This is a genomic window from Labrys sp. E2SS-1L, assembly GCF_057073705.1.
Genome location: NZ_CP172712.1, coordinates 4,709,056 through 4,724,024 on the forward strand (window position 1 = coordinate 4,709,056; position 14,969 = coordinate 4,724,024).

Below are 14,969 nucleotides of genomic sequence, written 5' to 3' on the forward strand. Positions count from 1 at the left end.
CCCGGGAAGAGCCCGCCACCAAAGCTGGCTCCTTGTTGTCCGGGATGCCCCTTTACCTCGACCCGCCGTCGCTCCGGCTCAGCTCTTGCATTGGCGGTCCTGCGCCGCGACGCTCTGCCTGTACTGGGTGATCAGGCGATGAAACACCTTCGGAGGATCCTCGTCCAAGGCCCATAGGGAAGGATCCGGCTGCGCCAGCACGGCGGTGTGAAGGGCCGCATCCCGCTGGTAATCCAGCAGAAATTCCAGCTTGTCGCTCACCCGCATCGCATTGGGTCCGAAACCGCAACTCTCATACAGGCTGTTTGCTGCGAGTATGGCGGTCGTATCGAGCAGATCCGTTCGCTGCATCAAGGGAACAGCGCGCCCGCCTCGCATGAACAAGGCGTCCAGATACATGAAAGCCTCCGGAGAAAGCGAAGGTTTCGTCTTCAAGGCGTACAGATACAAAGCCGCCAGATCGGTACGCCGCAGCGGCAGGTCCCACTTGTCCCTCCCCTGCACCTCCTGAACGTCACAGAGGACGCCGTCTCCCCATGTCCGGCAATCCGTGCCAGCCGTGTAACCCTTTGATTGCAGCCATCCCAGAATCTGGGGATGCACGACGTTCAGATCGGAAATACTCAGAGCGATCGTTCTTCGGTCGACTTCCGTGTCGAACAGCTGCTTTGCCTGCTTCTCCCGATCATCCGTCCAGATCTTGTATCCGGAGACACCTGACGACGCGAGAATGATGAAGATGAGGCCGTATTTGACCCAGCGAGGCGGCTTGTCCCAGATCGCTCCGGCGAGGCCACTGGCAAGGGTGAGCAGCAACAGGGCGTATTCCATTCCCACCTCCATGTCTTCATTGCCTGGAATTCCACTCGATGGGGCAGTTGAAACGACGGTGACGGCTTGCCTGAATTCTCGGCTTCACGGGATGGAGTGCGGCTTACCTCGTCGTTCGCTCTGCGCAGCGCCTCTGTAAGAGAAGGAAATGGCGGCGGATGAACTGCCGCCTCGATTTCAGCCAGACGTGACGACGTGTCAGGACCGTCGCTTCAGCAGTTCCGCGAAGGTCGTGCGCTGCCGTGGCAGGACGAAGGGTACGGCACCGCGCTTGCCCAGGCCGAAAGGATCGCCCGCCACGCGCTCGACGACATGCCCCTGATAGAGGGCGATCCCCTCGCATTCCCAGTTGCCGCCATAGTTGAGCGTCAGCGGATTATAGGTGTTGGCGCCGTATTGGAAGCAGATGTTGTCCTGGAAACCTGTGGTCGGATCGGCGCCGACGAGACGCCAGCGACCCTGCAGCACGATACCGTTGCCGGGATACCAGAGGGCGGTGCGGCCGTCCTTGCTGAGGAACTCGACCTGCGTGCCATGGGCGCTGAATGTCATGTTGGTCGTGCCGCCCTGGAATGTCTTCCTGGTTTCCGCACTCGGCGGCGTCGTGCTGTTGGCATTGACGCCGACCAAGGGCGCGCAGCCGGCCAGCAAGACCGACATCCCCAATGCCACCATGAAGTTCCGCAACATCGTTACCTCTGCTGTCCAAAATTACTTAATTCTTGTGGTGCTCTGTTTTGACCGGCCAACGGTTCCATTCGGTATAACAGTAAAATGCGCTCGCAATGACAGCCGGCCGCCTTGCTGGAATCCAAGCCAAGCAACCATGAAGGCCGCAACCGTGACAGGCCCGTGAAAACCGGCTCGGGAGCACCAAAACAGTCGTTGAAAACATCGCCCGGCGGTGCGTTACTTATCGGCGAACTATCCATGCCTGAAATACCCGACTTCGTAGCAGAAAGCCTCGCTCTGCACCGCATCCCTGCGCTTCTATTGTGACTATCGATTTCGGCCAGCAGCCCTTTTCCCGTCGTGAATTCCTGAATCCTTTTCACGCCGCGACGCCGTGCGAGGTCACGGAAGTAAAAACCGCGCGACCATACCTATCCGCCTGAGATCTGCTGTCCAAATGGAGGGGCTGCCATGGCTGATTGCATCGTGATTTCGCAGGCATCGCTTTTTCCGGATCCCGACGATACGTCCGCGGCGCTCGTCAGCCTGGCGGCGGGCGACCGGGTTTCGCAGCTGCGGGCGCTGTCGAACTGGGCCAAGGTCTCGTTCACCGACAAGGCCATCCAGACCTATCTCGGCTGGCTCCACGCCGACATGCTGAAGATCGCGCAGGCGACCGCGTTCAAGCTCTATGACGAGCCCCTGGGCACGCCGAGGCCTGTTGCCGGCAGCATCATCGAGGAACGCGCCCAGCTGCCGCCCTGGAAGAAGGTGCGGATCCGGCTGGAGGATGGCAGCGCCGCCGAAGGCTGGATCGACACCGGCGACCTGCCGGCCGGCGGCGGCGACTCCGACGAACAGGAAGCCGAGGGGCCGGGTTCCGATAGCGGCGACGAGCTCAGCCTGGGGCCGAACGAGGTCTATCGCGCGCCCCTCCTGAAGGCCCACGGCATCACCGACATCGATGCCGCCGCCATCGCCGCCCTCATCGATGCCGAGGCGGCCAAATTACCGAGCGGCCAGTGGAACGCCAACTCCAAGGCCGGCACCAGCAGCGCAGCCGGGCTCACGCAGTTCCTCGACAGCACCTGGACCTCGCACGCCACCAACAAGAAGACGCTGCTGAACCAGGTCTGCAAGGCCAAGGGATTCATCGACGCCGGCAACGACATCATGGCCGCGCGCAGGCAGGCCGTGCTCGACCTGCGTTTCGATCCCGAGCTCGCGATCGTCTCGGCGGCCGAATACGGCCTGTTCAACCTGAGCGCCCTGATCGCCGAGGGGCTGGTCGACGACCAGATCGGCGACGACGAGAAGGCCCGCTTCATCTATATCGCCCACCATGAAGGGCTCGGCGGCGCGCAGGCCTTCCTCAAGCAGACGCGGTCCTACACCTTCAGCGACCTGGTGACCCAGATCGGGCGCAGCAAGGCGCAGACCTATGTCGATGCCGCCGGCGGCGACACCACGCGGGCCTATCGGGCCTGGCTGAACGACTATGTCGACAGCCATATCGTGCCCGCCAAGTTCCGCAAGAACGGCAGCGCCGCCGCAGCGGCGGGCGGCGGCACGACCGCCCTGTCGCAATTCGACGGCGCCGCCATCCCGGTGGCCGAGCTCGGCGGCAAAACCGGCCTGGTCAAGGCGATCCAGTGGCGGCTGTCGGAGCTGGGCTTCCTCGATCCGCCCGCCGACGGCAAGTTCGGCCCGGTCTCGCTCTGGGCCCTCAGCGAATTCTGCGACCTCAACGGCATCTCGCTCGGCGGCGGCTTCACCGGCGCCATCGCCCGGCGGCTGCTCGAACCGACGGCGCTCCTGCCCGAGATCACCGCGACCGGAACCTGGTTCGACAAGGTCATCGCCTATATGAAGGCGCAGAAATACTTCATCTGCCGCCATCCCGACTGCAAGAACATCGCCTATCTCGAAGGGGTGAACCCGGACGGCACGCTCAACGACGACAGGCACAATGTCTTCAACGACCTGAGGATCGTCTTCGCCATCGACCGGAGCGGCCGCCCGAATTTCGGGGACTCGCTCTGGGAAGGCACCACCGAGCCGGGCGATTTCTGGACCATCCATCCGATGAACCCCAAGGGGGCGGCCAGGATCGCCTTCAACCAGTACAAGGCCTGGGTGGTCGGCACCCACCATGCCGGCTCGCCGTCGGCCCATGAGGCCCTCGTCCAGGCCGAGCCCCTCAGCGTCTTCCGGGACCTCAACAAGGACTTCCAGCGCACCGGCGACCGGCTCGATACCGGCCTGTTCGCCATCAACCAGCATTGGGGCTATGACGCGCCGCAGGACGATCTCGGCCGCACCAGCGCCGGCTGCCTCGTCGGCCGCACCAAGAACGGCCACCGCCAGTTCATGACGCTGATCAAGGCCGATCCGCGCTATGGCGTGAACCGCGGCTACAAATTCCTGTCCGCCATCATGCCGGGCGATAAGATGCTGGGCTGAAGGGGCGGAGCGCCGGCGACGTTCGGCTCATGCGTTCTTGCAAGCGCCGCCCCTCACCACGGCTTCCACCAGGGCTTCTTCGCTGTGCGAGGCTTGATGACGCCCTCGACCTTGGCGATGCGTCGCTGCGTATCGAAGGCAAGCCTGATCTCCGCGCCATCCGTGTCCCGGCTCGCCGAGAGCAGCGCGGGCTCCGCCTTCACCACGAAGCCCTGCTGGTGCAGGAAACTCTCGGCCATGCTGCGGTGATCGACCTCGAAATTGCTGACCACCTGCATCAGCACCGTGTTCACCCGCTCAGGCGCCACCGGTGCTCGGATCGCGGCGGGAAGCTTGTCGAGCAGGAGGAAGACGGCGCCGCCCTGATAGGGTGCGCGGTAGTAGCAGCCCCTGTCCAGAAGAGCGCCGCAGAGCATGGCGAGCATGTGGTCGGCGATGCGGTCGAGCGTGAATTTCGGCTCGACGAATTCGCCGATGCCGCGCTGGCTGCCGATGTCCTTGATGCGCAAGCTCGCCACGAGGACGGCGGCCGGCAGGCCGCTCTGATGGTTGGCCCAAGCCCACAGCCAGCTGCTGTCCTGTTCCGAGCAGGTGCCGAGGACCTGGATCGGGAAGGCAAGATCGCTGCCGAAGGTGATCTCGCCGCGCCCGATGTCGACGTTCCAGGGGCGGTCGCCGATCAGATCGCCGAGCGCCAATTGCCGGGCGAAGGCCGAGCCGGCCTCCGCGAAGAACAGGTCGTTCAAGCTGGGGGCCATGGCTGCCTTCCCCGATTGCTGCGTGGATGCCCGACGGCCGAGCGGCATGATCGCGCCGCCGCATTTGTGCACCCGGGACACGACGGCACAATGTCCGAGGGAACATGGGCCAAGGGAACTTGGGCCAAGGGAACATGGCGCCCATCAGCGCGCGTCTGACATTCGCTGCATCGGGCCTCCGGCGTTGAATCGCCGCCCGCTTTTCAGCTACCCTGGCCCGGTCAATGCGGAGACTGCCATGCGCTCGCTGTTCCACCTTGCCTATCACGTCACCGATCTCGACCAGGCCCGCCGCTTCTATGGCGAGGTGCTGGGGTGCGAGGAGGGGCGCAGCACGCAGAGCTGGGTCGATTTCGACTTCTTCGGCCACCAAATCTCGCTGCATCTGGGCACGCCCTTCGCCACCAGCCGCACCGGCAAGGTCGGCGACCACCTGGTGCCGATGCCGCATCTCGGCGTGATCCTGCCGCTCGACGTCTGGCTGGCGCTGGCTGCCCGGCTGGAAAAGGCCGGCATCGCCTTCGAGATCCCGCCGGTGATCCGCTTCGAGGGCGAGCCCGGCGAGCAACGCACCATGTTCTTCCGCGACCCGAGCGGCAACCCGATCGAAATCAAGGGCTTCAAGGATTTCGACGGCGTGTTCGCGCGCTAAAGCGTTTTGTGATTTGAATGAATCACTTCAAATCGCAAAGACGCGTCGAACCAAAGAGTTAGAGCAAAGCGCGTTCGCGCCTGGACGCGCTTTGCTCTAAAGCGTTTTCCATAACTGGCACCGTTCACAAACAACAGGCACCCTCTCGGGCGCCCGTCATCACGCAGCCGGTGCCGAACGATCCTACCAGACGGCCTGTACCTCCGGCGCCTTGCGCTTGAGATGCACCTGTTCGTCGACATGGTCGACCCAGTCCAGCGGCACGAAATGATGCACGCCATCGGGCGAGGTATTCTTGGCGAGCCGGATCTGGTCGTCGCCGAGATCGTCGACCGTGCCGATATTGACGCCATCGGAGGTGATGACCTCCATGTTCTCGCGGATGTCGCCCCCGGCGGCATGTTCGGGAGCAAGCAGCGCGCCGTCCGGGGCCACGGCGGCGTAGCCCGGCCAGCCGCTCTTGCGCCAGCTCTCGGCCCGCGCCGGCAGGTCGATCGAGCCATATTCCTCCATGATCATCCGGGCGGTTTCGATCTGGTGGCTTTCGGCCTCGACGGTGAGCAACGTGCCGCCGCGGCTCAGGCCCTCGCTGTAGAGGTAACGCCGCTCATCGGGAAAGAAGAAGTGCTTGAGCATCGCCCAGAAGCCACCCTCGTCGCGCTGGTGATCATAGGAGGCGGTGTCTTCGCCGCGCACATAGTCGGAATTCTCGTCCTTCGCATTGAGCGTGATCTGGTCGCGGGCAAACCCGGCTGACAGCAATTGCTCGAGGGCGGCTTGGGCATCGGATCGATTGTCGTAGAAGCCGGTGATGATCTCGGTCATGGCAGTCTTCCTTTGCATCCGACCGTGGAGGCCACGGGTCTTGGGTGAGAGGACATTCCACCATGACAATCCCCGAACGGCCTCTGCGTTCCATCGAAAACGCAAATCGATGCCGGAAAAGACCGGGCGAACAGCCTGAACCCCCGCTCCAAATGGCTGATTTGGCGCGCAGGAGCGCGTTCTGGGCGTGCCCGCCAGCCCCTATTCCCGCACCGCCTCCACCACGCTGACGGCGGACTCGGTCGGCACCACCTGCGTCAGGCGGAAACCGGCCTTGGCGAGAAGCTGGCGGTATTCCTCTTCCGTGCGCTCCTGGCCGCCGGGCAGCGTCAGCATCACCATGTCGAGCAGCTTGCCGGGATGGGGCGCATCGCCGGCCGGCAGCACCATCTCGACCAGCAGGAGCCGCCCATCGGGCTGCATCGCCTTGCGGACATGGGCGAGGATGGCCAGGCACTGCGCCTCGCTCCAGTCATGGATGACATGGGACAGCACATAGGCATCGCCCCCGGCCGGAACCGTCTGGAAGAAATCGCCGGGCTCGATCGTCACCCGCTCCCGCACGCCGCGCGCCTCGAGCAGGTCCGGCGCCTCGGCCACCACATAGGGCCGGTCGAACAGGACACCGCGTGGTTCCGGATGCCGGGCCAGGATCGCGGCGAGCAGATTGCCGGTGGCTCCGCCTACATCAACAATGCTGCGGAAAGGCGAGAAGTCATAGGCCGCAGCGACGGCCTCCGGCTCCTGGCCATGCACGCCGACCATGGTCTCGCTGAACAGGGAAGCTTCCTCGGGGTGCTGGCCGAGATAGTCGAAGACCGGCATGCCGTGCACCTTCTCGAAGGCGGTCTTGCCGGTCTGCAGCGAATAAATGATCTCGTCGAGGGGGCCGCAGAACCAGGAACTGCCGAAGGTCAGCACTGTGGCCCGCGCCGCGCCCGGCGCGCCGGTCCTGAGCGCCTCGCCCATCTCCGTCAGGGCGAAGCGTCGGCCGGGGCGCTCGCCGAGGATACCCAGGCTCGCCAGGCAGCGCATGAAACGGTGCAGCGAGGGCGCATGCAGGCCGAGCGGGCCGGCCAGTTCCTCGGCGCCGCGCGGACCGGCGGTGAGCTGATCAGCCAGGCCCAGCTTGGCCGCCGCCCAGACCATGCGCGCGACCCAGCTGCCGGTTGCGATCTGGATCAGCTTGACATGCGGGGGAGGTTCCTGGATTGCCGAAGGCATGGGCTGGGCTGAGGCCGCGCGAGTCTTGTCGTCCATGGCACCTCTCCCGGGTGGCTTGTGATGGACCATATCTGCAACCTAAAATAGCATGACCGCTGATGCCTCGCACGCAATTACAGGGTTGAATCCTACCGCTCCGAAGCAAACCCCTTCCCCCGGTTCATGGGCGGGCAAGCGCCGCGAGCCGCGTTTCGACCTAGCCAAAGCCTTGCATTATCTCGGGATTCTCTACGGCAATCGCGGCGAAAAGCCTTGCCTATCCGCGAGACCATCCTGCTTCAAAGTGAGCTCGAAGCTCTGGCGACGAATAGGCCAGGACTGATCCTGCCTCCAGCCAAAAAATGCTCCCGAGCAAACGTTAGCATACGAACAAACATTATTGAGACGTCCTTATGAAATGTTATTTCCTGCAATACTACTTGGATGTACTCCCTTGACCCAGTTGACATTGCAAAAAGTGGGTATAATCTTCCCCACCAACAGCCCTATTACAGGGAAGAATGGAAGTTGGGGATGTCAATCGTCAGCGTCATTGCCGCCCCAGGCAGAGACCAGCGCGACTTTCGACCTTGATGACCGGATAAAACTGAAATCTGAGGGAGGTTTTCGGACCTCCCTTTTTTATTGCCGTAGCGTTATCGCAGAGCATCGCGCAAAAAGTGGCTGGTTCCTGCCAGGAAGAATACGGCAATAGTAACCGGCAACACTGACCTTTCCTCAACCTGCGAAGAGCCTCGCCTTGCTTTCGGCGGCAGCGTTGACGCGGCCGACGTCACCAGGTCAGCCCGTGACGCGTCCCCTCCCCGCCATCAGCGTTACGCAGACTGCCGTCAGGGCGACCATGGCGACATAGCCGATGGCGAGCGGGATCACGGTACCGTCGAACACCTGGCCGATCAGGATGCCGATGGCGGCGCCGGGCACCATCTGCAGGAAGCCCTGGGTCGAGGCGGCGGTTCCCGCCACTTCGCCGAGCGGTTCCATGGCCAGGGCGCCGAAATTCGACAGGATCATGCTGAACACCAGGAACTGCGCCGCGCTGAGCCCGAAAAACAGCCAGAGCGGCAGCGCCTGCAGCAAGGCAGCGACCAGGATGGCCAAGGCTGCCGCGCCGAACACACCGAGCGCCAGCCAGGACAGGAGCCGCATGCCATAGCGGTTGACCAGCTGCGCATTGACCATGCCGCCCAGCGCCGAGCAGGCGGCGCCGCCGGCGAAGAACAGCGGAAACATCGTCTCGACGCCGAAGACGTCGCGATAGATCTGCTGGGAGGAATTGAGGAAGCCCATCAGCGCCCCGAACAGCGCCGCCATGCCGATGATATAGGCGAGCGAGACCCGGTTAGCGAAGACGATGCCGAAGCCCTCGATCACGGCCTTGAGGCTGAGAGGACGCTTGTGCTCGGGCTGCAGCGTCTCGGGCAGGCGCCACCAGACCCAGCCGATCACGATCGCCCCCCAGCCCGCCATGAAGCCGAACAGGCCGCGCCAGTCCATCACCGTCATCAGGCCCTGGCCGAGCGAGGGCGCAAGGATGGGCGAGAGCATCAGCACGGTGAACACCAGCGACATGATCCTGGCCATCTGGTTGCCGGCGAAGACATCGCGCACCAGGGCGGTGGCGATCACGGCGGAAGCGGCTGCGCCACCGCCCTGGACCAGACGCAGGGCCACCAGGGCATTGAAGTCCGTGGTAAAGAAGGCGCACAAGGCCGCCAGGCAATAGATGCCGAGCCCGACCAGCAGCGGTCCGCGCCGGCCGAAGCGATCGGACAGCGGCCCGAACACCAACTGCAGCAGGCCGAAACCGAGCAGATAGGCCGGGATCACCAATTGCCGCCGGTTGGGATCGGGCTCGCCGAGACTGGCGCCGATCTGCTGCAAGCCCGGCAGCATGATGTCGATCGCGAAGGCATTGACGGCAACGAGGCTGGCCACCAGCACGATGAATTCCGTGCGCCCGAGCTTGCCCACCACGGGCGAGTGGCTTGTCGTATCGGTCATGATGGGATTCCTATGAGGCGCTTTCATAGGATGATTCCAGGGGGTGCCGATAGGGTTTGGCCGCGATTCGCCGGCGCCCCTACAGCCCGGCCAGCCGTGCCCTGCCTGCCTCGCTGATCGCCACCTTGGTGCGCTGCGTGCGCGCCTGGCGTTCGACCACGTCGAGCCAGCGCCCCTCCTCGGTGAGCTCATGGGCGGCACGGATCACCAGGGCATGCTCCACCTCGAACAGCCTGGCGAAGCTGCGGGTATCATCGGCGATATCCAGGGTCACGGCGGCGAGTATGACGCCGTCGAGCGGCGAAAGGCGCGGGTCGAGCCGCCGTATCGCCTCGATCGTCGCCAACAGATCTTCTTCTTCCTCGCTCATGCGGCCACCGCCAGCCGGCGCCGGAGAGAAACCAGCACCGATTTGGAGGTCGGCGTGTCGCTTTCCTCGCCGGCGCTCGACAACGGCACCAGCACATTCGCCTCGGGATAATAGCCCGCAATGCAGCCGCGCGGGATGTCATAGGAAACCAGCCGGAAATTCTCGGCGATGCGGGTGATGCCGTCGTCATGCTCGCCGACGAGATCGATATGCTCGCCGGGCATGGCGCCGATGGCGGCGATGTCGTCGGGATGGATGAAGATCACCCGGCGCTCACCCTTGATACCGCGATAGCGGTCGTCATGGCCGTAGATCGTGGTGTTGTACTGGTCGTGCGAGCGAAAAGTCTGCAGCACGAAGACGTCCTTGCGTCCGCGGGCCTGCTGGAAGGCGGTCGCCTCCGGCAGCGGCACGGCCGCGAAATTGGCGAGGCCGGTCGGCGTGTTCCATTCGCGCTCGGCGGCAGCATTGCGCAGATGGAAGCCGCGCGGCTTGCGCACCCGCACATTATAGTCCTCGAAGCCGGGAATGGTGCGGGCGATGCTGTCGCGGATCAAATCGTGATTGTCGGCAAGCGCCGCCCAGTCGACCTTGTCCGAGCCGACGGTCGCGGCGGCGATGCCGGCAATGATCGCGACTTCCGAGCGCAGCTCCTTGGAAGCCGGCGGATTGATGCCGCCCGAGCCATGCACCATGCTCATCGAATCCTCGACCGTGACGATCTGGATCTTGCCGGCGCTGTTGCGGTCAACCTCGGTACGGCCGAGGCAAGGCAGCAGATAGGCAGCACGCCCGGGCATCAGATGCGAATGGTTGAGCTTGGTGGCGATGTGGACGGTGAGGTCGCAGGCCCGGAGCGCCTTTTCCACCAGGGGTGAGTCCGGCGTGGCGCGGGCGAAATTGCCGCCGAGCCCGATGAAGGCCTTGGCGCTGCCGTCGAGCATGGCGCCGATGGCAGCGAGCACGTTGTGGCCGTCGGCACGCGGCGGCTCGAAGTCGAACTCGCGGGCCAGCGCGTCGAGAAAGGCCGCCGGCGGCTTTTCGTTGATGCCGACGGTGCGGTCCCCCTGCACGTTGGAGTGCCCGCGCACCGGGCACAGCCCGGCGCCGGGACGACCGACATGGCCGCGCAGCAGCAGGAGATTGGCGATCTCGCGGATGGTGGCCACCGAATGGAGATGCTGCGTCACGCCCATAGCCCAGGTGCAGATCACCTTCTCGGCCGACAGATAGATGTCGGCGGCCGTCTCGATCTCCACCTGTGTCAGGCCCGACTGGTCCTCGATCGCCTCCCAGCTCGTGGCCTCGACGGCAGCGCGGTAGGCGGCGAGGCCGTGGGTGTGCTCGGCCAGGAAGGTTTCGTCCAGCAGGGTCGGCCGGCCGGCGGCGCGCTCGGCGTCGTCGCGGGCGAAGACCGTCTTGGCCATGCCGCGGAAGGCAGCCATGTCGCCGCCCAGGCGTGGCTGAAAATAGTCGCTGGCGACGGGCTTGGAGCCGCCGCGCAGCATTTCGAGCTTGTCCTGCGGATCGGCAAAACGTTCGAGACCGCGCTCGCGCACCGGGTTGAACACTACCACGCGGGCACCGCGCATCGCTGCACGCCTGAGGTCGCCGAGCATGCGGGGATGGTTGGTGCCGGGGTTCTGGCCGACGACGAAGATGGCGTCCGCCTCCTCGAAATCCTCGAGCAGCACCGTACCCTTGCCGACGCCGATGGCCTGGCGCAGGGCAACGCCGCTGGCCTCGTGGCACATGTTCGAGCAATCCGGGAAATTGTTGGTGCCGTAGAGCCGCACGAAGAGCTGGTAGAGGAAGGCCGCCTCGTTGCTGGCTCGGCCCGACGTATAGAACTCGGCCTGGTTGGGATCGGCCAACGCGTTGAGATGGGCGCCGATCTCGCGGAAGGCCTCGTCCCAGCCGATCGCCTCGTAGCGGTCGCTGGCCCGGTCATAGCGCATCGGATGGGTCAGCCGGCCCTGGGCTTCCAGTTCGTAGTCGCTCCAGCCCCCCAGTTTGGCGAGCGTGTGCTCGCGAAAGAACACCGGCGTGGTGCGCTTGTCGGTCGCCTCCCAGGCCACAGCCTTGACACCGTTCTCGCAGAATTCGAAGGAGGAGCCATGCTCCGGGTCGCCCCAGGCGCAACCCGGGCAGTCGAAGCCATCGGGCTGGTTCGCCTTCAGCATGGTGCGGGCGCCCGTCAAAGGCGAGCCGCTCGCCAGCAGATGCCGGCCACAGCTCTTGAGCGCTCCCCAGCCACCGGCGGCCGCCTTGCGAAGCCCGGTCTTGCTGGCTTCGGTCTTCGTGGTCTCGGTCATGAAGGGCTCGCGACGATCTGAAAAACTGCCCCTGCGACATATGGACGACGGCCAGCTTTATCAAATCGAAATATTCTATCGTGCGATAGGATATTGCCTTCATTCAGTATTTATATGCATCCATGTTCATATTTATATGAATTACAAACTGGGTACGCGGTCCATTTCCAGTCATACTGCGCAATAACATGTCGCTATAGACGCATCAGCGACACGAAAGCGAGCTTCCTGCCTATTTCAAAGGCATCAACTCTCACTCCAAAAGCAGATCTGCATGTATTGCATGGCGCATCAGCGCCGGGGTCATATCGAGCTACAACGCGGATTATTTCTGGGAGTGAGGTCAAACCGTTTGCCCGAAAACCTGCAAGGGGATGCGCTACTTGGAGCGCCCCCCCCTTTCGAGGCCTTCGCAAGGTGCTTGAAAGTGAATGAATTTGTAGGCGGTGGTGCTGCCCCTCACCTTACCTCTCCCCGTAAGAACGGAGCGAGGAGGCGCAACGTTGCGATTGATCCTCGAAACTCTCATCTCGCCCGACCGTTGGGCGAGATGAAGGGTTTTCGACATAAAACTCGACATGAAAGTCCCCTCGCCCCGTTCTTACGGGGAGAGGTAAGGTGAGGGGCTCCGCAACCTCAACAACGAGGGAGTGCAATTCCGGTTCGATGGCCTGCCAAGACCTTGGAAGGGATACGCTTAAGGCGTAGCCGCCACCGGTGCCGTCGGCATCGGAGCGAGCTTGCGCAGCTCTTCCGTCATGCCAGGCGAGAGCTCGCCATCGGCCTTGCCTTCGATGAGGTTGCGCTTGAGCAGTTCCTGCTGCAGCACGACCCGGTATTCCCTGGGCCATTTGCCGAAATTGGCCAGGATGTCGTCGACGCTACGCGGATCGCCGCCGACGGCCGCATCGCCCATCATGCGGGCGGCTGCGGCATAGTTCTGCGGCACGCCGAGGCCATCGAGATACATCAGGGCGAGCTGATAGGTGGCGTAGCTGTTGTCAGCCTTCTGCGCCTTGCCGAACTCCTCCAAGGCATCCTTGACGTCCTGCCGGACGCCGTAGCCGGTCTTCAGCATCAAGGCAAGATGGATGCCGGTGTCTTCCGGGCGCGGCAGGCGAGCCTTGTCGAGCGCCGCCATGCCCTTGGCATAGTCCTTCGGTACGTTGAAGCCGAAGAGATACATGTAGCCGATCCAGACATTGGCCGCCTGGTCGCCGGCCGCGGCCGCCTTGCTCAGTTCGCGCGTGACGCCGGCCTTGCCGCGCAGGCGCTCGAAGGGCTCGACGAAGCCGCGCTTGAAGAAGAAGGAGCCGAGCGGCTGCTGCCAGGCCATGGTGAGGGAGATGGAGCTGTTGCCATCCGGATTGCTGGCTCCTCCGGCTCTCGCCTTGAACAGGCGGCCGGAGCTGATCCAGCCGCCCTGGCTGCCGGCGATGCCGGCGCGCAGGTTCATGCCCAGGGCCTTGTCGTTCTGGCCCGCATCGGCGAGCGCGTCGCCGAGCTGATGCATGAAGCGCCGCTCGCGCGGATATTGCTTGAGCGCCGCCTCGCAGGCCGCAACGATCTCCTTGGGCGAGGCCGCACGGCTCCGGCGCATCACGGTGTCGGGATCGAGCGGTGCCGCTCCGATCCGATCGCATTCGGTTTCGGGCGCCGGGATGCGCTCGCCGGCCGGCGGCGGCAGCGGATCGAGCTCGCTGACACCCAGGAGTTGCTTGAGCCGTTCTTCCGCCGCGCCGGCATCCCGGGAATCGCGATAGCGGTCGCGGAATTCCTCGATCACATCCGGCATGTCGACATCCTTGACCACCTGCCAGACACGCGGATCGGTCATGCGCGGCATCGTGCCGGCCCCACCATTCTGGAAGAGCGAAGGCGGCACCGCCAGCGGCGTGAACTTGGTCTGCTTGCGCGGCGGCGGCTCGACGGGCGGCGGCGGTTCGGCCGGCGGCACCATGGCCACCTGCCCGCCGCCTGCCGGTGCCAGGGTAATGACGTCGCCGCCCAGCGATCCGTTGAAGAAGGGTGTCTGCTGGCGATCGGTGGCGCTGAGCACGTCGTCGCGCACCTTGCCGAGGGCGAGGCGGATGTCGAGGCCGGGCTGGGTGAGATAGCGGGCCAGAGCCTGTGCATAGGGGCTGTTGATGCCGTTGCCATCCAGCGCTACGCTGCCCTCGCGGGCGGCATAGGCGACGAGCACATTGTCCCCGTCCGGCTCCACCCGTGCCAGGCCCTTGCCGACGGAGCGCGTACCGCGCGTGCGGGCCATCTTGGCGAGGAAAGGATTGTTGCGGCAGGCATCGAGGATCACCAGCTTGAGCTGGCCGGCCCCGTCGGTCGACTCGACCACGCGCGACAGAGCCAGGGTCTCGTCCTGCACGTCGCGGTCGCTGGACAGATGCGCATCGGTCGGCACCAGATAGTTCTCGCCGCCGATCTCGATGCCGTGCCCCGAGAAATAGATCACGGCGATATCGGCACCCGATGCGCTCGCCTGGAAGCGGCGCAGCGCCGCGATCATGCCGGCGCGGTCGGCGTCGACAATCGTGTCGACCGCATCGAAGCCCGCCTTCTGGAGCGTCTCCTTCAGCAACCCGACATCGCGGCCCGGATTGGCGAGGCGCGGCACCTTGGCATAGTCGCTATTGCCGATCAGCAACGCCACGCGCCGGCCGGCAAGGGCGACCTCCGGCACGAAGGCCACGGCAAGGAAGAGCAACAGGGCAAGACAGCGTTTCATCGGGCAATCGGACCGTTCTGGAGACTCCATGGCCGCCAAAGGGCGGCGCGCCTATCTCCGATGGAACAAGTGGGCCCCGATGTCCATGGATACGTTCAACGGCTCTATCGCT

11 protein-coding genes and 1 pseudogene are annotated in these 14,969 nt (G+C 64.3%); 2 read left to right on the forward strand and 10 right to left on the reverse strand.

Features of this window, described 5'->3' with window-relative positions:
* Positions 1-78 precede the first annotated feature (78 nt).
* On the reverse strand, positions 79-831 hold the full coding sequence (locus ACIGJE_RS21990) for a hypothetical protein (RefSeq protein WP_415083909.1): 753 nt from the start codon (positions 829-831) through the stop codon (positions 79-81).
* A 198-nt stretch (positions 832-1,029) separates the two neighbouring features.
* Positions 1,030-1,521, reverse strand: a complete 492-nt coding sequence (locus ACIGJE_RS21995) for a hypothetical protein (protein ID WP_483678700.1) — start codon at positions 1,519-1,521, stop codon at positions 1,030-1,032.
* Between the two features lie 453 nt (positions 1,522-1,974).
* Here ACIGJE_RS21995 and ACIGJE_RS22000 point away from each other — a divergent pair, with 453 nt between their 5' ends.
* Positions 1,975-3,966, forward strand: coding sequence for a peptidoglycan-binding domain-containing protein (locus tag ACIGJE_RS22000; RefSeq protein ID WP_483678701.1), 1,992 nt, complete (start codon positions 1,975-1,977; stop codon positions 3,964-3,966).
* Positions 3,967-4,019: 53 nt separating this feature from the next.
* On the opposite strand, the gene ACIGJE_RS22005 is transcribed toward ACIGJE_RS22000, so the two are convergent.
* Positions 4,020-4,724, reverse strand: a complete 705-nt coding sequence (locus tag ACIGJE_RS22005; protein WP_415083916.1) for a DUF6882 domain-containing protein — start codon at positions 4,722-4,724, stop codon at positions 4,020-4,022.
* 238 nt (positions 4,725-4,962) lie between these two features.
* On the opposite strand from ACIGJE_RS22005, the gene ACIGJE_RS22010 reads away from it, so the two are divergent.
* Positions 4,963-5,376 (forward strand): VOC family protein, encoded by a 414-nt coding sequence (locus tag ACIGJE_RS22010; protein WP_415083918.1) that lies wholly within the window; start codon positions 4,963-4,965, stop codon positions 5,374-5,376.
* A 183-nt stretch (positions 5,377-5,559) separates the two neighbouring features.
* On the opposite strand, the gene ACIGJE_RS22015 is transcribed toward ACIGJE_RS22010, so the two are convergent.
* The 7 genes and pseudogenes from ACIGJE_RS22015 to ACIGJE_RS22045 all read right to left on the reverse strand — a co-directional run bounded on the left by ACIGJE_RS22015 (position 5,560) and on the right by ACIGJE_RS22045 (position 14,857).
* On the reverse strand, positions 5,560-5,748 hold the full coding sequence (locus ACIGJE_RS22015; RefSeq protein WP_068291536.1) for a DUF2171 domain-containing protein: 189 nt from the start codon (positions 5,746-5,748) through the stop codon (positions 5,560-5,562).
* A gap of 207 nt (positions 5,749-5,955) precedes the next feature.
* Positions 5,956-6,219 (reverse strand): annotated as a pseudogene (locus tag ACIGJE_RS22020) (general stress protein); the annotation flags it as partial.
* 183 nt (positions 6,220-6,402) lie between these two features.
* A complete protein-coding gene (locus tag ACIGJE_RS22025) occupies positions 6,403-7,461 on the reverse strand; it encodes a methyltransferase (protein ID WP_311945243.1) in 1,059 nt (352 codons plus the stop codon).
* Between the two features lie 744 nt (positions 7,462-8,205).
* Entirely contained in the window at positions 8,206-9,429 is a 1,224-nt protein-coding gene (locus ACIGJE_RS22030; protein WP_415083921.1) for a multidrug effflux MFS transporter, read from the reverse strand.
* A gap of 79 nt (positions 9,430-9,508) precedes the next feature.
* Positions 9,509-9,799 (reverse strand): hypothetical protein, encoded by a 291-nt coding sequence (locus tag ACIGJE_RS22035; protein WP_068291360.1) that lies wholly within the window; start codon positions 9,797-9,799, stop codon positions 9,509-9,511.
* A complete protein-coding gene (locus ACIGJE_RS22040; protein WP_415083922.1) occupies positions 9,796-12,114 on the reverse strand; it encodes an FdhF/YdeP family oxidoreductase in 2,319 nt (772 codons plus the stop codon). Before ACIGJE_RS22040 ends, ACIGJE_RS22035 begins: the two co-directional genes overlap by 4 nt.
* A gap of 697 nt (positions 12,115-12,811) precedes the next feature.
* Entirely contained in the window at positions 12,812-14,857 is a 2,046-nt protein-coding gene (locus ACIGJE_RS22045) for a caspase family protein (RefSeq protein ID WP_483678702.1), read from the reverse strand.
* Positions 14,858-14,969: the final 112 nt, after the last annotated feature.